This window comes from Demequina zhanjiangensis (genome assembly GCF_030418315.1).
GTDB lineage: Bacteria > Actinomycetota > Actinomycetes > Actinomycetales > Demequinaceae > Demequina > Demequina zhanjiangensis.
Genome location: NZ_JAUHPV010000002.1, coordinates 284,035 through 304,112, shown reverse-complemented (window position 1 = coordinate 304,112; position 20,078 = coordinate 284,035). Strand labels below are relative to the sequence as shown.

Genomic DNA, 20,078 nt, shown 5'->3' with positions numbered 1-20,078 from the left:
GGTGGATCTCAAGGAGGAGATATGAAGGCAAAGCAGCTCATGGCTGCCGCAGCCGGCACCGCGATGGCTCTCACCCTCGCGGCGTGTGGCGGCGGAGGCGCCGGTGACACGGACACCTCGGACAGCGCCGCACCTGGCGGCGACACCGGCGAGTCCTACCGCATCGGCGTGGCGATGCCCACCCAGACGTCGGAGCGCTGGATCGCTGACGGTGACGCCGTTCAGTCCCAGCTCGAGGAGCTCGGCTACGAGGTCGACCTTCAGTTCGGCAACGACGACATCAACACCCAGTCGCAGCAGATCGACCAGATGATCACCAACGGCGCCGACCTGCTGATCATCGCCGCGATCGACGGCACGGCCCTCGCCAGCCAGCTGCAGACCGCAGCTGACAACGGCATCCAGGTCATCTCGTACGACCGCCTGATCCGCGACTCGGCCAACGTGGACTTCTACGTCACGTTCGACAACTACACCGTCGGTGTCCAGCAGGCCACCTCGCTGCTCGTGGGCCTCGGCCTGCTCAACGAGGACGGCTCCGAGGGCGACGCGACCGGACCGTTCAACATCGAGCTGTTCGCCGGTTCGCCCGACGACAACAACGCCGGATTCTTCTTCAACGGCGCGATGTCGGTGCTCCAGCCGCTGATCGACGACGGCACGCTCGTCGTGACCTCGGGTCAGACTGACTTCGACACCGTGGCGATCCTCCGCTGGCAGCAGGAGACCGCGCAGAAGCGCATGGAGGACCTGCTGACCTCGACGTACTCGTCGGGTGAAGAGGTCGACGGCGTGCTGTCGCCCTACGACGGTCTGTCGCGAGGCATCATCACCGCCCTGTCGAACGCTGGCTACCCCGACACCATCTCGGATGGCTTCCCGATCGTGACCGGTCAGGACGCTGAGATCGCCTCGGTGAAGCTGATCGCGGACGACGTCCAGTTCTCGACCATCTTCAAGGACACCCGCAAGCTCGCGGCCCAGGCCGTCACCGCTGCGGACGCGTTCCTTGCTGGCGAGGAGCCCGAGGCGAACGACACCGAGACCTACGAGAACGGCGTGAAGGTCGTGCCGTCGTACCTCCTCGAGTCGGACATCGTCTACGCGGGCAACATTCAGTCGCTGCTGGTCGACAGCGGTTACTGGACTGAGGCTGAGGTCGCCTCCGGCGTCGCCGAGTAAGGCATCACCGAAACCTCACAATCCTGATCCTTGCGGTGCCGGCCCCTCGCCGGGGCCGGCACCGCAAGGCAGGGCACTAGTCATCACGTCAATGGAGAGGAACGATGGCTGAGAACATCCTCGAGATGCACTCCATCACCAAGACGTTCCCCGGAGTGAAGGCGTTGGAGGACGTCGAGCTCAGGGTAGAGAAGGGCGAGATCCACGCGATCTGCGGCGAGAACGGCGCCGGAAAGTCCACTCTCATGAAGGTGCTCTCGGGTGTGTACCCGTACGGCACCTACGACGGCAAGATCGTCTTCCAGGGCAAGGAGGCTCGCTACCACTCGATCAAGGAGTCGGAGCACGCCGGTGTCGTCATCATCCACCAGGAGCTGGCACTCGTGCCGCACCTGACGGTCGCCGAGAACATCTTCCTCGGCAACGAGCGCAAGGGCCGCTTCGGTCTCATCGACTGGAACGAGGCCAACACCCAGGCGATCGAGCTGATGCATCAGGTCGGACTCGACGAGAACCCGACCACCCCTGTCGGGCAGCTCGGAGTCGGCAAGCAGCAGCTCATCGAGATCGCGAAGGCGCTCTCCAAGGACGTGTCGCTGCTGATCCTCGACGAGCCCACCGCCGCACTGAACGACTCGGACTCCCAGCACCTGCTGGACCTGATGAAGCGCCTGCGCGACGAGCAGGGCATCACCTCCATCATGATCTCCCACAAGCTCAACGAGATCGAGTACGTGGCGGACACCACCACGATCATCCGCGACGGACAGACGATCGAGACGCTCGACATGTCCGACCCCGAGTCGAACCAGGACCGCATCATCCGTGGCATGGTCGGCCGAGAGCTCGAGAACCGGTATCCCCCGAAGACCGGCCGACACGTCGGCGAGGAGCTCTTCCGGGTCGAGAACTGGTCCGTGAACCACCCGACGCAGCCCGATCGAATCGTGATCGACAACGCCTCCTTCGACGTGAAGGCGGGCGAGGTCGTCGGCATCGCCGGACTCATGGGCGCCGGGCGCACCGAGCTGGCGATGAGCGTCTTCGGCCGCACCTACGGCCGTCACGGTTCCGGCAAGGTCTACAAGCGTGGCAAGGAGATCCACACGCGTTCCGTCGCCGAGTGCATCCAGAACGGCATCGCCTACGCGACCGAGGACCGCAAGCGCTACGGGCTCAACCTGATCGACGACATCCGGCACAACATCTCGGCAGCCGGCATCCATAAGCTGACCAGCAACGGCTGGATCAACACCAACGAGGAGCTGAAGGTCGCTCAGGAGTACCGCGTCGCGATGAACATCAAGACGCCCTCGGTGCTCCAGAAGGCCGGCAACCTCTCCGGTGGAAACCAGCAGAAGGTCGTGCTGTCCAAGTGGATGTACACCGATGCGGATGTGGTCATCCTCGACGAGCCGACACGCGGCATCGACGTGGGAGCCAAGTACGAGATCTACACGATCATCAACAAGCTCGCCTCTGAGGGCAAGGCCGTGGTGATCATCTCGTCCGAGCTTCCCGAGCTGCTCGGCACCTGCGACCGCATCTTCACCCTCGCCTTCGGGCGCATCACTGGGCAGCTGCCCATCGATGAGGCGAACCCCGAGGCACTGATGAAGCTCATGACTCAAGAACGAACTGCGAAGCCCGCCGCGGCTTCCGCTGGGGAAGGCAAGTAAATGTCCACCACTGCAACGGCAAAGAAGCCGGGCTCGGATGAGAGCACCGAGTCGATCGGGGCCTCGATCCGCGCGGCATTCACCACGAACCTCCGGCAGTCCGGCATCTTCATCGCGTTCATCGCGATCGTGATCCTGTTCACGTTCCTGACCGAGGGCACGCTGCTCACGGGTCAGAACGTCACCAACATCATCCTTCAGTACTCCTACATCCTGGTGCTCGCCATCGGCATGGTGATCGTCATCATCGGCGGCCACATCGACCTGTCGGTCGGATCGGTGGTCGCCTTCTCGGGAGCGGTCTCCGCAGTTCTTGTGATCAAGAACGGCATGCCCTGGTGGGTCGGTGTGCTCGCCGCCATCGGCGTGGGCATCCTCGTGGGCGCATGGCAAGGCTTCTGGGTCGCGTTCGTCGGCATCCCGGCGTTCATCACGACGCTCGCGGGCATGCTCATGTTCCGTGGCGCGACGTACCTGACGCTGGAGAACATCTCGCTCTCGCCGTTCCCGGCCGAGTACGCGCGGATCGGCGTCGGCTTCCAGAACGGACTGTTGGGTGGGCCCGGCTATGACGTGTTCACGCTCGTCGTGTTCGCCATCGCCGTCGCGGCCTACATCTTCACGCAGTTCCGTCAGCGTGCCGCGGCGGTCAGCTACAACCAGCACGTCGCCGCGATGCCGCTGTTCATCGTGAAGCTCGTCGCCGTCGCCGCCGTTGTGATGTGGCTGTCGTGGCTGCTCGCGAACAACCGCGGTCTGCCGAACGTGCTGATCATCCTGACCATCCTGGTCATCGTCTACACGCTCGTCACGACCCGCACGGTGTTCGGCCGCAACGTCTACGCGATCGGTGGAAACCTGACCGCCGCGACCCTGTCCGGTGTGAAGGTCAAGTGGGTCAACTTCGGCATCATGCTGAACATGGGCTTCCTCGCCGGTGTGGCGGGCGTCCTGTTCGGTGCCCGTTCGAACGGTGCCCAGCCTGGTGCGGGAAACATGTTCGAGCTCGACGCGATCGCCGCGTCGTTCATCGGTGGTGCGGCCGTCACCGGTGGTGTCGGCAAGGTGACCGGCGCCATCATCGGTGGTCTGATCATGGCCACCATGACCAACGGCATGCAGCTGATCGGCTGGGACCAGTCGCTCCAGAACATCGTCAAGGGCCTCGTGCTTCTGCTCGCTGTCGCCTTCGACGTCTACAACAAGCGCCGCGCAGGTGCCTCGCGCTAGGCGCGCAGCACTCAGCGACACAGCCCGGGGGGCCCTGCGGAATCCGCAGGGCCCCTCGTGGCGTTCATGGGGAGGCGCACCACTCGCTTCGAGTGCGTGAACGTCGCTCACCGGGTGCCTGGTTGTCGCCCGCCGGGTACATGGTTGTCGGCAACAGCACAGTGGTGACCCGATTGCTGTGAGGTCAGGTGAGCGCCGTTTCGAGTGGCGCCACCTACGATGAACTGATCGCACGACGAGACCGGGAGGGTCCGATGGGTATCACCGACGAGCTGCTGAAGAACAACGAGGCGTATGCGGAGCAGTACACGCCCGACCGTCCGCTCGCCCCCAAGCGGCAGCTCGCCGTGGTCTCGTGCATGGACTCGCGCCTGGACATCTTCGCGCTGCTCGGCCTGGAGATCGGTGACGCGCACATCATGCGTAACGCCGGCGGCGTCGTCACCGACGACATGATCCGCTCGCTCACCATCTCCCAGCGCAAGCTCGGCACCCGCGAGATCATCCTGATCCACCACACGGACTGTGGTGCGCTGACCTTCACCGACGACGAGCTGCGCAACCAGCTGCTCGAGGAGACGGGCCTCAAGCCCACCTGGACTCCGGAGAGCTTCGTGGACCTGGACGCGGATCTGCGTCAGTCGATGGAGCGCCTGCGCCGTAGCCCCTTCCTGGTCGACTCGACCCAGGTGCGTGGCTTCGTGTTCGACGTGCACACGGGCCGCCTGCGCGAGGTCGTCTAGCGGAGGCGGCACGCCCGCGAAGGGAATGTGCGTCCCGGTTCCAGACGTTCCCGACACGAGGCGACGCGGCCAGCCGAGAGCCGGCGAACGGCCCGCGCGTCGGGTGGGAGCATCGTGACCGAAGCCGACTTCAGCGGCCTCAAGGCCGTCTACCTCAACACTACTCTGAAGCCCAGCCCTGCGCTGAGCCACACGCAGGGGCTGATGGACGACTCCATCGCGCTCATGCGTGAGCACGGGGTGCAGGTGGACGTGATCCGCGCGGCCGACCATGACATCCGACCGGGTGTCTATCCGGACATGCGGGAGGATGTGCCGGGCGGAAATCAGGACGCCGACGACTGGCCCGAGCTCGCCGAACGGATCCTCGCCGCCGACATCCTCGTCCTGGGCACGCCCATCTGGCTGGGCGACAAATCGTCGGTCGCGACTCGCGTGATCGAGCGCCTGTACGGGCTCTCCGGCGAGCTGAACGACCGCGGCCAGTACCTCTACTACGGGAAGACGGCGGGCGTGATCGTCACGGGCAACGAGGACGGCGTCAAGCATGTGGCGATGAACGTCCTGTACTCGCTGCAGCACCTGGGCTACGTGATCCCGCCCAATGCCGACGCCGGTTGGCTGGGCGCGATCGGTCCTGGGCCGTCGTACTTGGATGAGGGCAGCGGGGGTCCGGAGACGGAGTTCACGCAGCGGAACCTGACGTTCATGACCTGGAACCTGATGCACACGGCCGCTTGGCTGCGGGATTCGGGCGGATTCCCTGCGGGCGGCAACTCGCGGCAGGAGTGGGACGAGGGGGAGCGGTTCGGGCACCCCAACCCGGAGTACCGCTGACGGACGGTCCGCGGAGGACCGGGGTGCTTCGGAGTCTCAGAGTTCGCTGAGGGTGACCTTTGTCCCCGATTGTGTGTTATCACTTTCGATAATGTTTCTTTCAGGCGATCTGATCGCCCGATCGGAAAGACCTCAAGGCTGCAGGCGGGCAAACCCCCCCTTCGAGCCCAGCCGCGCCGGAGGTCCCCGATCAGCTCTGAGTCGAGCGTTGGCGCGACTCAGAGCACCTCAATGATGCGGGTCCCCGGGGTCTTCCTTCCCCCTCCATGCGGAACCCCGGGGCCCCGCACACGAGAGAGGATCAGGCCAGCGCCCAGGTGACCGTGACCGACGAGCGCTCCTCCACGCCCCCCGGCTCGACCGGCATGGCCGCCGCCATGCGCACCGCAGGAGCAGGGCCCGCGCCGGCGCCCTCCTCGATGCGCATCACACTTCCCAGCCGTCTCGCGGCATGCTCGGCGAGCTGAGTTGCCGAATGCACGGCATCCGCCCAGGCACGGTCCCGCGCCGTCGCCGCCAGGGCTCCGCTGTCCCGCACCGAGAGCGTCACGCCCTCGAGCCGCGCGGAGTCGCCCGCGGCCGCCACGGCCGCCGACAGCAGCTGTCCGAGCCTATGGAGCTCGTCGACCTCGACGGTGAGTCGATGCGTCGTCGCATAGCCGCTCACGTGCACGCTGCCCTCGGGGCCACGGCGCTCGACCGCCCTGATCTCCACCGCCGCGGTGGACGACCGCTCCAGGTCGACCCCATGCTCTGCGAGCGCCGCGCGCACCAGCCGAACCGCGGCGTTCGCATCAGCCACCGCGTCCGCCACCGTCGCGCGCTCCGCGTGGCACGCCATGCGGATGGTCGCGGCGTCGGCGGCCTGGCAGGCCGCCCCATGCCCGGTCACTGTGATCGTCGCGGAGCCCTCGGTCATGCCGCCAGCCTAGGGCGCGCCGACGGCGCCGTCGCGTCGAGTGAACGGCCCCAGCGGTGACGTCGCCGAGGCGTCAGGAACGTTGCGTGCGGCGCGCTCGCCGCACCTTCGCCGTGCTCGCGTTCAGGGTGCGGATGATCGCGTCGACAGCGCGCAGCGACACGGCTCCGCTCGACCCCATCGCCATCACGCGAAGGGGAGTGCTCTCGTAGAAGTTGTCGGCCACCGGGTCGTCCTCCGTGGCGGCCCCGAGCTCCTTCTCCGTCACCTTGCGGATGATCCCGCGCATGCCCATTCCCAGAGCGCTGAGCTTGAGCTCCCTCACCGTCGTCTCTCGGTTGAAGGGGAGCGTGGGCATCGGGGACGGCACGGGGTGGCCGAGCAGCGTCGACATCTCTGCAGCCGTGGCGACCGGGCCCTCGGGCGAGGCGACGGGGCGCACCTCGTCGCCTCCGGAGACGCGCACCGTCGCGGTCGCGCGGATATCGGTGGACGAGAGTCCGACGCGGATGGCGAACTCACCGGCCTCGACGGCCCAGCTGCCGGCCGCGACGTCGTAGACGGCGAAGGCCCGTTCGTCGATCATCAGCGACACCGACGTCGTCTCGCCGGGCTCGAGCGTCACCTTCTTCCACGAGGCGAGCTCCTGCTCGGGACGAGGCACCGACGAGGCGACGTCGTGCAGATATGCCTGGACGACGGTGGAGCCGGCTCGCTCGCCGGTGTTCGTCACGTCGACGGTCACGGTGCGCTTCGCTCCGCGACCGGAGGTGCGCAGGTGGGAGACCTTGAACGTCGTGTAGCCGAGGCCGTGGCCGAACGGGAACCGCGCAGGCGTGTCCCACGTGTCGTGGAAGCGGTAGCCAACGTAGAGGTTCTCGCGGTACAGGGCCTGCGTCGGGTGGTTGGCGAAGGTGCCGTGCGACGGCAGGTCGGCGCCGAGGATCGGGAACGACTCGGCGAGCCGACCGCCGGGCTCGGCATCACCGAGGAGCACGTCGGCGAGCGCGGAGCCGGAGGCCTGACCGCCCAGGTAGGCCATCAGGACCGCACGCGCACGCGCGGCCCACGGCACCTCGATCGGTGCGCCGCCTGCGAGCGCCACGACAGCGTCGGGGTTGGCGTCAAGCACCTCCTCAAGCAGCCGGGTGTGCCCGTGGGGCAGGCGCAGGTGGTCACGGTCGTAGCCCTCGGCCTCGTAGGAGCCGGGGAGGCCGAGCAGGAGCACGACGACGTCGGACGACGATGCGGCGCGGCGGGCCTCGGCGACCAGGGCGTCGTCGGTCTCCCCGGTGACGGCGTCGTATCCGGGCGCGTAGGTGAGCCGCGAGCCGAGGCGGTCCTGGAGGCTGGCGTAGGCCGTGTCGAGGCGGGCGGGGTTCACCTGCGACGAGCCGGCGCCTTGGTAGCGCGGCGCGGTGGCGAAGGCGCCGATGAGGGCGATGCTCGCGTCGTCGGCGAGGGGCAGGATCCCGTCGTTGGAGAGGAGCACCGAACCCGCGGCGGCGGCCTTGCGGGCGAGGGTGTGGTGGGCATCGAGGTCGACGGGGGCGTCGTGCTGGTGCTGCTCCCTGCCCGCCTGTCCGCGCAGGGCGAGGGTGACGACGCGTGCGGCCGCGAGGTCGAGGTCCTCGGCGGAGAGTGTGCCCTGGGCGAGTGCGCGCTTCACCTGCCCGTCCCACGTGCCACCGGAGCCAGGCATCTCGAGGTCGAGCCCGGCGTGCACACCCGCGGCACGGTCGGCGACGGCGTACCAGTCGGACATCACGAGGCCGTCGAAGCCCCACTCGTCGCGCAGGATGTCGGTGAGCAGGCCGCGGTGCTGGCTCGCGTGCGTGCCGTTGACCTTGTTGTAGGAGCACATGACGGTCCAGGGCTCAGACTCCTTGACGGCGATCTCGAAGCCCGTGAGGTAGATCTCGCGCAGCGTCCTCTGGTCCACGACCGAGTCGGACCGCATGCGATCGTGCTCCTGGTTGTTCGCGGCGAAGTGCTTGAGGCAGGCGCCCACGCCCTCGGACTGGATGCCGTTGACCATCGCGGCGGCCATGCGGCCGGAGACGACGGGGTCCTCGGAGAAGTACTCGAAGTTGCGTCCTCCGGCAGGGTGGCGCTTGATGTTCAGTCCTGGGCCGAGGATGACGTCCACGCCCAGGTCGCGGGCTTCGCGTCCGAGGGCGGCGCCGATCTCCCTGGCGAGCTCGGGGTCCCAGGTCGCTCCGATCGCGGAGGCGGTCGGGAAGCAGGTCGCAGGGTCGGACGCGCCGAGCCCGACATGGTCGGCGTCGGAGTCCTGGTGGCGGAGGCCGTGCGGGCCGTCCGAGAGCGAGGTGGCGGGGATGCCGTGCTCCGGCATGGCGACCGTGGTCCAGAAGTCTGCTCCCGAGAGCAGCGAGATCTTCTCGTCGGTCGTGAGGCCTGCGACGATCTCGCGGGCGCGATCCATGTCGGTCATCGGTGTCCCTCCTGGGCGGTGTCCTGCGGTTGCGAACACACTATCTGACAATGTTAGATAGTTCCAGGCTCGGACTCGACCGATCCCGACGAGGCGCCACGAGGGGAGGGCTCATGAGCGAGAGGCTCGTGCCAGCCGTCCGCCGTGAGCGCATCCTCGACACCGCGATGGCGCTCACCGACGAGCACGGCCACCGCAGCCTCACTCTCCGCTCGGTCGCCCGCGAGTGCGGCATGACGGCGCCTGGCCTCATGCACCACTTCCCCACGCTCGACCACCTGCTCGTCGCGCTCGTGGAACGCCGCGACAAGCGGGACGAGGCCGAAGGCATCGAGTCGCTCGGCCGCCGACTCACCCCCCGGGCAGTGTTCGACCAGATGATCGACGGCATCCTCGCCCGCCCCGAGGCCGCCCGCCTCTTCGTGGCGGTGCAGTCGGCCGCGATCGACCCCTCGCACCCAGGTCACGGATGGTTCGTCGACAGGTATGCGCGCGAGGCCGAGCACTTCGAGGCGCTCTTCGGTGACGTGGTCCCGGACGCCCGCGGACTTGCACGACGCTGCATGGCCGCCGTCGACGGCCTTCAGCTCCAATACCTGGCCGACGCGGAAGGCTTCGACCTGCGCGAGCAGTGGGGGCTCGCGGGCGACGACCTGCTCGGTGACGCCGACCGCAGGGTCGCCGCTGCCTGCCGCGACGGCGAGGTCTAGGAGCCGGCGCCGACGCTCACCGTCGATCCGTGTCGGGGTCCTCGTCTGCCGGGATCACGGTCTCCACCTCGTCGGCGTCCACCCGCGTGTAGGTGACGGCGCCACCGCTTGGAGGAGTGTCCGCGCTTGGCGCGTGGGTTTCGGAGGGGGACGCCGCACCGCGCCGCCGCCATCGGATACGCGTGCCGCGCAGGTCGATCTCCGTGGTGGTCGGCTCAAGCCCGAAGTGGTCGCCGATCCGCGAGGCGACGTGCTCCACGAACTCCTCGCGCCCTGCCCGCACCTTGCGACGATGCTCGAGCGCCAGCGCGCGCACCGTGGAGATCATCATCAGGATCATCACGATGGAGAACGGCAGCGCCGTGAGGATCGCCGCGGTCTGCAGCGCCGTCAACCCGCCGGAGACCATCAGGGCGATCGCGACGGTCGCAGTGGTCGTCGCCCAGAAGACCCGCACCCACGAGGGCGGCTCCTCATTCCCTCCCGTGGACAGCATCGACAGCACGAGCGCACCGGAATCCGAGGACGTCACGAAGAACAGCGCGATCAGGATCATCGCGCCGACGATCGCCACCGACCCGCCTGGCAGCCCCTCGAGCAGGGTGAAGAGCGAGCCCTCGATGTCCACGGTGCCGTCGGCGCCGATCATCCCGCCCTCGCCGTACAGCTCGCGGTAGATGGCGGCGCCACCCAGCACCGAGAACCACAGGAACGTCAGAAGCGCCGGCACCAGCAGCACGCCCCACACGAACTCGCGCACCGTGCGCCCCTTGGAGACGCGCGCGATGAAGACGCCGACGAAGGGCGCCCACGAGATCCACCAGCCCCAGTAGAACGTGGACCACGACGACTGCCATTCGCGGCCCGCCTCGCCGGCGAAGGCCGACGTGTCGAACGCCATCGAGATGAAGCCGGACAGGTAGGCGCCCATCGACTGGACGAACTCGGCCAGGAGGAACTGCGTCGGCCCGGCGAACAGCACGAACAGGAGGATCGCGCCGGAGAGCACCAGGTTCGTGCTGGACAGCCACTTCATGCCCTTCTGCACGCCCGTGACGAGCGAGAAGATGGTCACCAGCGTGATGCCGACGATCAGCCACACCTGGGTCGACACGGTCGGGTCGGCGATCCCGGTGCTGTCCAGGCCTGCGGAGAGCTGCAGCACCCCGAAGCCCAGTGACGTGGCCAGGCCGAACAGCGTGCCCACCACCGCGGCCACGTCGATGACGTTGCCCCAGCGCCCCTTCACGCGGTCGCCGAGCACCGGCTCGAGCGTCCAGCGGATCGACACCGGCCGCCCCCGACGGTGCACCGCGTACGCCACCGCGAGGCCGACGACGATGTAGATGGCCCACGCGTGCACCCCCCAGTGGAGGAACGTCCGCGCCATCGCCTGTTCGGCCAGATGCTCAGGTGCTCCTGTCACGCCGGGCGGGGGAGAGGCGAAGTGCGACAGCGGCTCGGAGACCCCGTAGAACACGAGGCCGATGCCCATGCCTGCGGCGAACAGCAGTCCGTACCAGCTGAAGTTCGAGAAGGCGGGCTCGTCGTCGTCCTTGCCGAGCACGACGTCCCCGTACTGACTGAAGCCCAGGTAGAGCACGAACACGACGAACACGGCGGCGATCAGCACGTAGTACCAGCCGAACACCGAGATGACCTCGTTGTTCACAGCCTCGAACACCGCGGCCGCGCCGGTGGGCCAGATCAGCGCGAACAGCACGAACGCGAAGATGATGATCGCCGCGGGGACGAAGACCGCCTTCGCGAGCCCTGCGCGCGACAGGCGACCCTTCACGTCCGCTGTGCCCAGGATCGCCATGTGGCCCCCGCCTCGTCGATCGTCACGCCCTGCGCGTGATGCCCTCCTTGAACCTAGCGTGGCTCACCGGGGAAGGCACCCCTCGCGGCTACATCTCCTCGTGCTTCTCCGGGTCGCCGTCGAACAGGCGCCCGTCCTCGCGCGTGAGAGCGGAGATCGCCTCGACCTCCGCGGCGGTCAGCTCGAATCCGAACACGTCGAGGTTCGCGGCCTGGCGTGCGGGCGTCGCGGACTTGGGCAGCGGCAGCGAGCCCAGCTGCACATGCCAGCGCAGGATCACCTGGGCGGGGCTGACGCCGTGAGCCTCCGCCGCGTCGGCCACCGGCGCCTCGTCGAACGGGGCGTTGCGCTTGCCGAGCGGGCTCCACGCCTCGGTCACGATGCCCATGTCGGCGTGGACGGCACGAAGGTCGGCCTGCGAGAACCAGGGGTGCATCTCCACCTGGTTCACCACCGGGGAGACGCCCGTGGCGTCCACGATCTCCGTGAGAAGGCGGGGCGTGAAGTTGCTGACGCCGATCGAGCGCACCAGGTCACGCTTCTGCGCCTCCACGAGCGCCTTCCACGCGTCCACATACTTGCCGACGCTCGGGTTCGGCCAGTGAATGAGCATGACGTCGATCCGGTCAAGGCCCGTGCGGGCCAGCGACTCCTCGATCGAGGCGAGCGCGCGGTCGTAGTCGTGGTGGCGGCCGGGGATCTTCGACTGGATCGTCAGGGCGTCCCGGTCCAGGCCGGACTCGGCGAGGAAGTCGCGCGCGGCCTTGCCGACCGTGCCCTCGTTCTCGTAGTTCACGGCGGAGTCGAGCAGGCGGTAGCCCGCGTCCAGTGCAGAGCGGACCGCCGCGTAGCCATCGCTGCCGAGCAGGGGATACGTGCCGAAGCCCAGCGCCGGGATCTCGTGGCCGTCGGACAGGGTGTGGGTGGGGATGCTCATGCGTCCCACGCTATGCCCTCCCTGGGACATGGCCGTCCGTATGCAGGCCGAGCCATGCGATCAGGTCGCCGATCACCTCGTCCTTGTTGGTCTCGTTCAGGATCTCGTGGCGTGCGCCCGCGTAGACCTTCACGGTCACATCCGTGAGGCCGCTGCGGTCGCGGTAGTCGCGAGCCAGGTGGCTGATCGAGGCGGGCCCGCCGAGCGGGTCATCGGCCCCGACCATCAGCAGCAACGGGAGGTCGGCCGTGAAGTCGCGCGCGGGGCGGCCCAGCAGGCGCATCGTGTCGGGCAGGCCGAACAGCTTCAGCAGGGGACGGTCAGTCGTGAGGGGGTCAGCCTTGAAGGCGTGATGCACCGACTCGTCTCGGCTCAGCCACTCGAGCCCCGTGTGGCCCAGATGCTTGTGCCGGGCATTGAGGTCGCCGCCGTTCATATGGCGGAGGGTGCGATGCGCGGAGCCGATCAGCACGGCGGCGTCGTAGTCCTCGGCGTGCTCGTTGAGGAGGATCTGCGCCATGAGCGAGCCCCACGAATGGCCGACGAGGATCAGCGGCAGGTCCGGATGGGCGGCGGCGATGATGCCCGTGAGCTGATGCACCGCTGCCACCGCAGCGCGATGACCGCCGGGGCCGAGAGTGCCGAGCCGGGCCGTCGCGTCGTGCTGCTCGAGCCCTGTCCGTCCGTGGCCGCGATGATCGTCCGCCCATGTCGTGAAGCCCGCCAGGGCGAGCGCCCGTCCCACGTGGTCGTACCGCCCTGAATGCTCCCCCACGCCGTGCAGGAGCTGGACGACGCCTCTCGGCGAGGCCGCCTCCCATACGCGCACGTGGATGCGGACGCCGTGCGCGTCGGTGTAGGTCGTGTCCCGGATGGCCACAGTGCCGTCGGTCATGACGGCACGATAGCGCGCGACACGTCTCGCGTTCATGGTGGCGAGCGCTCGCGGCGGCTCAGGGCGGCTGCGTGCGCGTTCATGCTGCGATCCTCACGCGGGGGTCGAGCGTCGACTCGTCGTCCGCCATCGCGGCGGTGTTGCCGATCGTCTCCGGGCTCGACTCCGTGCCGTTCACGGCGTTCGCGGCGGCGAAGCTCAGGTCGAGATCCCACACTGCGATGCTCGTGGCGAGGCTCGGGGCATCGATCGCGGGTCCCGGCCCGTCGTCCCCAGGCACGTCCTCGGCGTCGGCGTGCCACGCGTCGTCGCCCGCGCTGGTGGTGGAGACGGAGGCAGCCGTCGCTGAGGACACGGGGCCCTGAGCGTCCAGATCCGTCGTGCAGCCGGCGAGCAGGAGAACGCCGGCGGAGGCTGCCGCGATCGCGGCCATGGTGCGGTGCGTGGTGCTCATGACCTCAGTCCACTCGCGCATGCTCACAGTCCGCTGTGAGCCGTCTGCGAGGTGCCTCCGAGGTGGTCGCGTGACTCGACGCGCCCCGGGCGGTCGTAGTGTCGGAGCGTGACGACTCGCGTGACAGTGCTGACCGGTGCCGGCGTCTCGACGGGCGCGGGCATCCCGGACTTCCGTGGGCCCCAAGGGGTCTGGACGCTCCACCCTGAGCGAGCGCGCCTGCTCGAGATCGACGTCTTCCTGGGTGACCGCGCCGCGCGGGAGGAAGGGTGGCGGGACTGGCGCTCGCACCCGACCTGGGAGTCGCGACCCACCGAGGCGCATCGTGCCCTCGCGCGCTTGGCCGACGCCGGCGCCCTCGAGGCGTTGCTCACCCAGAACATCGACGGTCTCCACCAGGCCGGAGGTTCCCGCGCCGACGACGTGGTCGAGCTTCACGGCACGCTTGCCACCACCTCGTGCGTCGCCTGCGCAGCGGGGCCGCTCCCCACGGTGGACGTGCTCGCGCGCCTCGATTCCGAGCCCGACCCGCGATGTGCCGAGTGCGGGGGGATCCTCAAGCCCGACGTCGTCTACTTCGGCGAGCAGCTCCCCGAGGCGGCGCTGAGGCGGGCCGTGGCCGCGTCGGACGTGTGCGACGTCTTCCTCGCGATCGGCACGACCCTCACCGTGTACCCGGTGGCCTCCCTGCCGGGGGTCGCGCTGGATTCTCAAGCCACGCTGATCGTCGTCAACGCAGAGCCGACGGCCTACGACCGGTACGCCGACGAGGTCATCCGCCAGCCGATCGAGACTGCCGTGCCCGCGCTGGTAGAGCGCCTGATCGGATGACGGCGCAGTCCGTGCGGTTCGGTCGCGCCGACCTCCGTTCTGCGGGATGCTGGACACGACGGAAGGAAGGTGCGCGATGGTGCGTCCGGACGAGCGAGTACAGCTGATCACCTACGCCGACAGGCTCGCCGGCGACCTGCCAGGCCTGCGGGACCTTCTCAGGCAGGAGCCCTTCGCCTCGGCGTTCGCAGGCGTGCACGTCCTGCCTTTCTACACGCCCTTCGACGGCGCCGACGCGGGGTTCGACCCAAGCGACCACACCGCCGTCGACCCTCGGCTGGGTTCGTGGGAGGACGTGCGAGACCTCTCCACCACGCACACCACGATGATGGACCTGATCGTCAACCACGTCTCGTCCGAGTCGCCCATGTTCCAGGACGTGGTCGCGCACGGACGTGAGTCCGAGTTCGCCGACGTGTTCCTCACCATGGAGAGCGTCTTCCCCGAGGGGGCGACCGAGGCGCAGCTCACCGCCATCTATCGGCCCCGGCCCGGGCTTCCCTTCACGCCGATGACCCTGGGCGGCGAGAAGCGTCTTGTCTGGACCACGTTCACGTCCCAGCAGATCGACATCGACGTCTCCTCCCAGGGCGGGCGGGCCTACCTCGAGCGCATCCTCGACCGTGCCGGTGAGGCAGGCGTACGGCTCGTGCGGCTCGACGCCGTCGGATACGCGGTCAAGGTGCCCGGCACCACGTCGTTCATGATCCCCGAGTCCTTCGACTTCATCGAGGAGTTCACCGACCAGGCACGCGCTCGCGGCGTGGACGTGCTCGTGGAGGTGCACTCCTACTTCCGCCGTCAGATGGAGATCGCCTCCAAGGTGGACCTGGTCTACGACTTCGCGCTTCCCCCGCTGGTGCTCCACGCGCTCTACACCGGTAATCCCGCCGTGCTCGAGCACTGGATGCGGATCCGGCCGCGCAACGCCGTCACGGTGCTCGACACGCACGACGGGATCGGGATCATCGACGTCGGCCCGTCCTCCGACCCCGGCGGTGGACCCGGCCTGCTGTCCGACGCGCAGATGGACGAGCTCGTGGAAGGCATCCACGAGCACTCGGGCGGCACGTCGCGCGAGTCCACGGGAGCGGCCGCCTCGAACCTTGACCTCTACCAGGTGAACTGCACGTTCTACGATGCGCTCGGCCAGGACGATCGCCGGTACCTCGCGGCCCGCGCCATCCAGCTGTTCACCCCAGGCATCCCGCAGGTCTACTACGCGGGTGCGTTCGCGGCCCCCAACGACATGGCACTGCTCAGGGCCACCGGGGTGGGCCGCGACATCAACCGGCCCTACTACGACCAGCACTCGAGGAAGGCAGCGCTCGACCGTCCCGTCGTCAAGGCGCTGCTCGCGCTGTGCGCCTTCCGCAATGAGCTGCCCGCCTTCGACGGCGACGTGGAGACCACCGTCGAAGGCTCGGTGCTCACCATGACCCGACGCGGCGACGACGCCTGGGCCACCCTCGCAGTCGACCTGGGGTCCGGCGCGACCGTCATCGAATGGGAGGGGCCGACCGGTCTGGGCGCCACCGAGGACCTGCTGGAGGACCCGCCCAAGGCGTAAGCGCGCCGGCCCCTCGCGGCCGAGCCAGGCGAAGCGTCAGCGCTGCCGGAAGCGGCGCCACACCTCGCGCACGGTGGGCACCATGACACCGTCCTGGGCCATCGTCGCCCGCGTCTCGCGGCGACTCATCACGACCCCCAGCACGCCCATGAGCCACGGGATCAGCAGGGTCGCGAACGCGATCCTGTACTCGTCGAGGGTGTACGTGGTCGCTCCCCTGGGGGAGGCGAGCTGAAGCGCGATGCCGACCACCAGGATGCTGATGATGCTCGCGACGAAACCGCCCATGTTGACGAACCCGGTGGCGCTGCCCACGCGGCGCTGCACGGCGAAGGACCGCGCGAAGTCCATGCCCACGAGCGACATGGGCCCGCCCGCCGCGACGACCACCACGAAGGCGATCAGCTCCCACAGTGGCCGTGGCGTGCCGGGGATCAGCACGATCACCCAGGCGAGGGCCGTCAGGCTCGCCCCGCCGAGCACCAGCCACGTCCTCCGCATCGGATAGCGGGACGTGAGGGCACCGATGACCGGGCCCACCGCGATGTTGGTGACCACGGCGACGGTCAGCAGCATGCTCGCCTCCGCCGTCGAGCGCCCCTGACCCTGCGTGAAGAACGGGACGCCCCACAGCAGCGCGATCGTGTTGATCGAGAACGGGCCGAGGAAGTGCGACCAGAACCCCAGCCTCACGCCCGGCGTCCGCCAATGCAGCCGCAGCGCCTGTGCGATGGAGAACCTGTCGGGAGCCTCCGTCGGCTTCCCGTGGCCCGGCCGCAGCATCGTCCACCAGACCCCGAGCGCCGCAAGCATGCCGACGACGGCCAGGCCGGTGAAGGTGCCCTCCCAGCCCGCGTGATGCAGCGCGAATGCGACCGGGATCGCCGTCGCCAGCTGGCCCGACTGACCCAGCAGGCCCGTCATCTGGACCATCACCGGCACGCGTCTTGGCGGGAAGTACAGCCCGACCACGCGGGTCGCAGCGATGAAGATCGGGGCGTCGCCCACGCCGATCAGGATGCGCGCCGCGAGCGCCCACCCCAGGTCCGGCGCGAACGCCATGAGGCCCTGACCCAACGCCATGACCAGCGACCCGGCCACCATCACCGGTGCGGGACCCCAACGGTCCAGCAGCACCCCGGCCGGCACCTGCATGCCCGCATACGCGGCGATCTGCAGCACGGCGAGCAGCGACAGCGCGGTCGCCTCGACGCCGAAGCGCTCAGCTGCGTCCACCCCCGCGACGCCCAGCGCCGTGCGGTGGATCACCGCGATGAAGTACGTGGCCGACGCGACCGCGAAAACCGTCCACGCAAGACGGGAGGTGCGGGTGGGGCTGGCGTCGGCTGTCATGCGTGGCGGACCGGGCCCACCTTCGTGATGTAGCAGCGGCCGCACAGCGACTCGTACTCGGCCTGCTGGCCGTCGATCGCGACCTGCGCGCCATGGCTCACGAACTCGCCGTTGATGCGGCGGCCGTTGAAGACGGCCTTGGAGCCGCATCGGCAGATCGTCTTGAGCTCCTCGATCGCGTGGGCGATCTCCAACAGGCGGAGAGAGCCGGGGAAGGAGCGCGTCATGAAGTCGCCACGAAGGCCGTAGCAGAGCACCGGGACGCCGCGCATGACGGCGATCTCGTACGCCTCGTCGACCTGGGACGGGGTCAGGAACTGCGCCTCGTCCACGAACACCGCGTCGATCTGCGAGAGGTCCCGGTAGGCGGTCAGCTTCTCCAGGAACGACTCCTCGGCACCCAGGAGGACGTCGACCTTGCGCTCCACACCGATGCGGGACTGGACAGACTCTCCCGCCTTGGTGTCGATGCCGGGCTTCACGATCACCGGATGCTGATCGCGCTCCTCATAGTTGTAGGCCGCCGTCAGCAGCAGCGCCGACTTGGACGAGTTCATCGCGCCATAGCGGAAGTACAGCTTCGCCACCGTGGGGTCCTCTCTCGGGTTCGGTGGACATCGTATCGGCGCGGCGGCGCGCGGAGTCCGGGCGGGGTGGGATGCTTCCTCCATCTGAGGGGGGTGTGCGCTGGTACTCGATCTGTTGGGGCAGGTGTTCGGCATCGCCGTGGGGGATGCGGCCGCGAGCCGCGTGGTGCGCCGACGGATCGCGCGGCTGCAGAGCGAAGGGATCCTCGTGGGCGCGTTGCGCGGCGTCGATGCGGACCTCGGGAGGTTCGGGCGCGAATGGCTGTCGAGCGAGTGGCATGTCTCTCCGGGGCGCGTCCACGTCGGTTCCACCACCGTGGTCGTGGAGAGCATTGACGACGCGGTCCGCACGGGCGCGGCCGGGGACTTCATGCTCCCGGCCGGCTTGGACGCCGTCGTGCTGACCGTGCGAGGTCCCGGCCCTGTGGTCGAGGTGGCGATGCCGGCCGACTCGGAAGCGTGGTTCCGCGCCGCGGTGGCGAAGCCCGTGAACTAGTGGTGAGGTGCGCTGCCAGGCATTCCCGGCGAGGGGGTCCCTGTCGGAACGCGTCTCACGACCGGGGGTCTCACGGGGTCTCAGAGGAAGGGATGAACTCTCCTTACGCTGAAGTTGTCACACAGTGAAGCATCCGTCGTTGGTGGAGCGGAACCCGAGCGATCGGATTCCCCCGGCCAGGCGGGGGCTTCTGCAACAGAGTCGCCCGGACGGCGCAGCGATACGGCATCCGCCACTCGCGACGCCGCAGGGCGCAGCACGAGGCAAGGAGCAAGAACATGACTGCAGAGAACCTTCAGCTCACGACCGAGTGGGACAAGACCTTCCCGCAGAGCGACAAGGTCGACCACCAGAAGGTCACCTTCACCAACCGCTACGGCATCACGCTCGCCGGCGACATGTACACCCCCAAGGGCGCGACCGGCCAGCTCGCCGCGATCGCCCTCGCCGGCCCCTTCGGCGCCGTCAAGGAGCAGTCGTCCGGCCTTTACGCGCAGACCCTCGCCGAGCGTGGCTTCCTCACGCTCGTCTTCGACCCGTCGTTCGTCGGTGAGAGCGGCGGCCTGCCCCGTTCCGTCGCCTCGCCCGACATCAACACCGAGGACTTCCAGGCCGCGGTGGACATGCTCTCCGTGCAGGACAACGTCGACGCCGAGCGCATCGGAATCCTGGGTGTCTGCGGCTTCGGCGGCATGGCGATCAGCGCCACGGCGATCGACCCCCGCATCAAGGCGACCGTCACGTCGACCATGTACGACATGACCCGCGTCAACGCCGAGGGCTACTTCCAGTCGGAGAACTCGGAGGAGCAGCGTCACGAGAAGCGTGCCACCATGGCCGCACAGCGCACTGAGGACTTCAAGAACGGTGAGCCGAAGCTCGTCGGCGGGCTTCCTGCCGAGGCGCCTGAGGGTGCACCGCAGTTCCTCGTGGACTACGTGGACTACTACAAGACGGACCGCGGCTACCACTCGCGTTCGGTCAACTCGAACGACGGCTGGACCGTCACCACGCCCGAGTCGTTCCTCAACATGCCGCTGAACCAGTACGCGGGCGAGATTCGCCAGCCGGTGATGCTGGTGCACGGTGACGCCGCGCACTCGTACTACTTCAGCAAGGACGCATTCGAGTCCATGGCCGGCGACAACAAGGAGCTCGTCACCATCGAGGGCGCGAGCCACACCGACCTGTACGACCAGGTCGACGTGATCCCGTTCGACAAGATCGAGGCGTTCTTCAACGCCAACCTCTAAGGACGAGACCGCCGCGTCTGCGGCGCGGCGGCCGGATCCGCCCGAGCTTCAGCGAGGCCCCCGCACGACGCGAGTCGTCCGGCGGGCCTCGCTTTGCGTTCGGGGGTCGCTCGGACGGAGGCCAC

18 protein-coding genes are annotated in these 20,078 nt (G+C 68.4%); 10 read left to right on the top strand and 8 right to left on the bottom strand.

The window, feature by feature from the left end; translation table 11 throughout:
• The first annotated feature begins 21 nt into the window (after positions 1 to 21).
• The 5 genes from chvE to QQX04_RS04030 all read left to right on the top strand — a co-directional run bounded on the left by chvE (position 22) and on the right by QQX04_RS04030 (position 5,671).
• A complete protein-coding gene (chvE, locus tag QQX04_RS04050; protein WP_301126514.1) occupies positions 22 to 1,182 on the top strand; it encodes a multiple monosaccharide ABC transporter substrate-binding protein in 1,161 nt (386 codons plus the stop codon).
• A 104-nt stretch (positions 1,183 to 1,286) separates the two neighbouring features.
• Positions 1,287 to 2,861: a multiple monosaccharide ABC transporter ATP-binding protein gene (gene mmsA / locus QQX04_RS04045; protein ID WP_301126512.1), complete on the top strand. Its 1,575-nt coding sequence runs from the start codon at positions 1,287 to 1,289 to the stop codon at positions 2,859 to 2,861.
• The gene (mmsB, locus tag QQX04_RS04040) at positions 2,862 to 4,091 is read left to right on the top strand and encodes a multiple monosaccharide ABC transporter permease (protein ID WP_301126510.1); all 1,230 of its coding nucleotides are present in this window, start codon (positions 2,862 to 2,864) and stop codon (positions 4,089 to 4,091) included.
• Positions 4,092 to 4,345: 254 nt separating this feature from the next.
• Positions 4,346 to 4,834: a beta-class carbonic anhydrase gene (locus QQX04_RS04035; protein ID WP_301126508.1), complete on the top strand. Its 489-nt coding sequence runs from the start codon at positions 4,346 to 4,348 to the stop codon at positions 4,832 to 4,834.
• A gap of 114 nt (positions 4,835 to 4,948) precedes the next feature.
• Positions 4,949 to 5,671, top strand: coding sequence for a flavodoxin family protein (locus QQX04_RS04030; protein ID WP_301126506.1), 723 nt, complete (start codon positions 4,949 to 4,951; stop codon positions 5,669 to 5,671).
• Between the two features lie 301 nt (positions 5,672 to 5,972).
• Here QQX04_RS04030 and QQX04_RS04025 read toward each other — a convergent pair whose 3' ends face one another.
• Positions 5,973 to 6,590: an SIMPL domain-containing protein gene (locus tag QQX04_RS04025; protein WP_301126504.1), complete on the bottom strand. Its 618-nt coding sequence runs from the start codon at positions 6,588 to 6,590 to the stop codon at positions 5,973 to 5,975.
• Positions 6,591 to 6,663: 73 nt separating this feature from the next.
• The gene (locus tag QQX04_RS04020; RefSeq protein ID WP_301126500.1) at positions 6,664 to 9,045 is read right to left on the bottom strand and encodes a glycoside hydrolase family 3 C-terminal domain-containing protein; all 2,382 of its coding nucleotides are present in this window, start codon (positions 9,043 to 9,045) and stop codon (positions 6,664 to 6,666) included.
• Between the two features lie 113 nt (positions 9,046 to 9,158).
• Here QQX04_RS04020 and QQX04_RS04015 point away from each other — a divergent pair, with 113 nt between their 5' ends.
• The gene (locus QQX04_RS04015; protein WP_301126498.1) at positions 9,159 to 9,755 is read left to right on the top strand and encodes a TetR/AcrR family transcriptional regulator; all 597 of its coding nucleotides are present in this window, start codon (positions 9,159 to 9,161) and stop codon (positions 9,753 to 9,755) included.
• A 16-nt stretch (positions 9,756 to 9,771) separates the two neighbouring features.
• Here QQX04_RS04015 and QQX04_RS04010 read toward each other — a convergent pair whose 3' ends face one another.
• The 4 genes from QQX04_RS04010 to QQX04_RS03995 all read right to left on the bottom strand — a co-directional run bounded on the left by QQX04_RS04010 (position 9,772) and on the right by QQX04_RS03995 (position 13,863).
• A complete protein-coding gene (locus QQX04_RS04010) occupies positions 9,772 to 11,577 on the bottom strand; it encodes a BCCT family transporter (protein ID WP_301126493.1) in 1,806 nt (601 codons plus the stop codon).
• Between the two features lie 88 nt (positions 11,578 to 11,665).
• A complete protein-coding gene (locus tag QQX04_RS04005; RefSeq protein WP_301126492.1) occupies positions 11,666 to 12,514 on the bottom strand; it encodes an aldo/keto reductase in 849 nt (282 codons plus the stop codon).
• Positions 12,515 to 12,524: 10 nt separating this feature from the next.
• The gene (locus QQX04_RS04000; RefSeq protein WP_301126490.1) at positions 12,525 to 13,409 is read right to left on the bottom strand and encodes an alpha/beta fold hydrolase; all 885 of its coding nucleotides are present in this window, start codon (positions 13,407 to 13,409) and stop codon (positions 12,525 to 12,527) included.
• 79 nt (positions 13,410 to 13,488) lie between these two features.
• Positions 13,489 to 13,863, bottom strand: a complete 375-nt coding sequence (locus QQX04_RS03995) for a hypothetical protein (protein ID WP_301126489.1) — start codon at positions 13,861 to 13,863, stop codon at positions 13,489 to 13,491.
• A gap of 108 nt (positions 13,864 to 13,971) precedes the next feature.
• Here QQX04_RS03995 and QQX04_RS03990 point away from each other — a divergent pair, with 108 nt between their 5' ends.
• Both QQX04_RS03990 and gtfA read left to right on the top strand, forming a co-directional pair.
• Positions 13,972 to 14,694, top strand: coding sequence for an SIR2 family NAD-dependent protein deacylase (locus QQX04_RS03990; RefSeq protein WP_301126487.1), 723 nt, complete (start codon positions 13,972 to 13,974; stop codon positions 14,692 to 14,694).
• A gap of 76 nt (positions 14,695 to 14,770) precedes the next feature.
• Positions 14,771 to 16,264, top strand: a complete 1,494-nt coding sequence (gene gtfA / locus QQX04_RS03985; RefSeq protein WP_301126486.1) for a sucrose phosphorylase — start codon at positions 14,771 to 14,773, stop codon at positions 16,262 to 16,264.
• Positions 16,265 to 16,300: 36 nt separating this feature from the next.
• Here the strand turns inward: gtfA and QQX04_RS03980 are convergent, their stop codons facing one another.
• Both QQX04_RS03980 and QQX04_RS03975 read right to left on the bottom strand, forming a co-directional pair.
• Entirely contained in the window at positions 16,301 to 17,617 is a 1,317-nt protein-coding gene (locus tag QQX04_RS03980) for an MFS transporter (RefSeq protein ID WP_301126485.1), read from the bottom strand.
• Entirely contained in the window at positions 17,614 to 18,204 is a 591-nt protein-coding gene (locus QQX04_RS03975; RefSeq protein ID WP_301126484.1) for a thymidine kinase, read from the bottom strand. Before QQX04_RS03975 ends, QQX04_RS03980 begins: the two co-directional genes overlap by 4 nt.
• Positions 18,205 to 18,328: 124 nt before the next feature.
• Here QQX04_RS03975 and QQX04_RS03970 point away from each other — a divergent pair, with 124 nt between their 5' ends.
• On the top strand, positions 18,329 to 18,700 hold the full coding sequence (locus QQX04_RS03970; protein ID WP_301126483.1) for a hypothetical protein: 372 nt from the start codon (positions 18,329 to 18,331) through the stop codon (positions 18,698 to 18,700).
• A 278-nt stretch (positions 18,701 to 18,978) separates the two neighbouring features.
• Entirely contained in the window at positions 18,979 to 19,953 is a 975-nt protein-coding gene (locus QQX04_RS03965; RefSeq protein WP_301126482.1) for an alpha/beta hydrolase, read from the top strand.
• Positions 19,954 to 20,078: the final 125 nt, after the last annotated feature.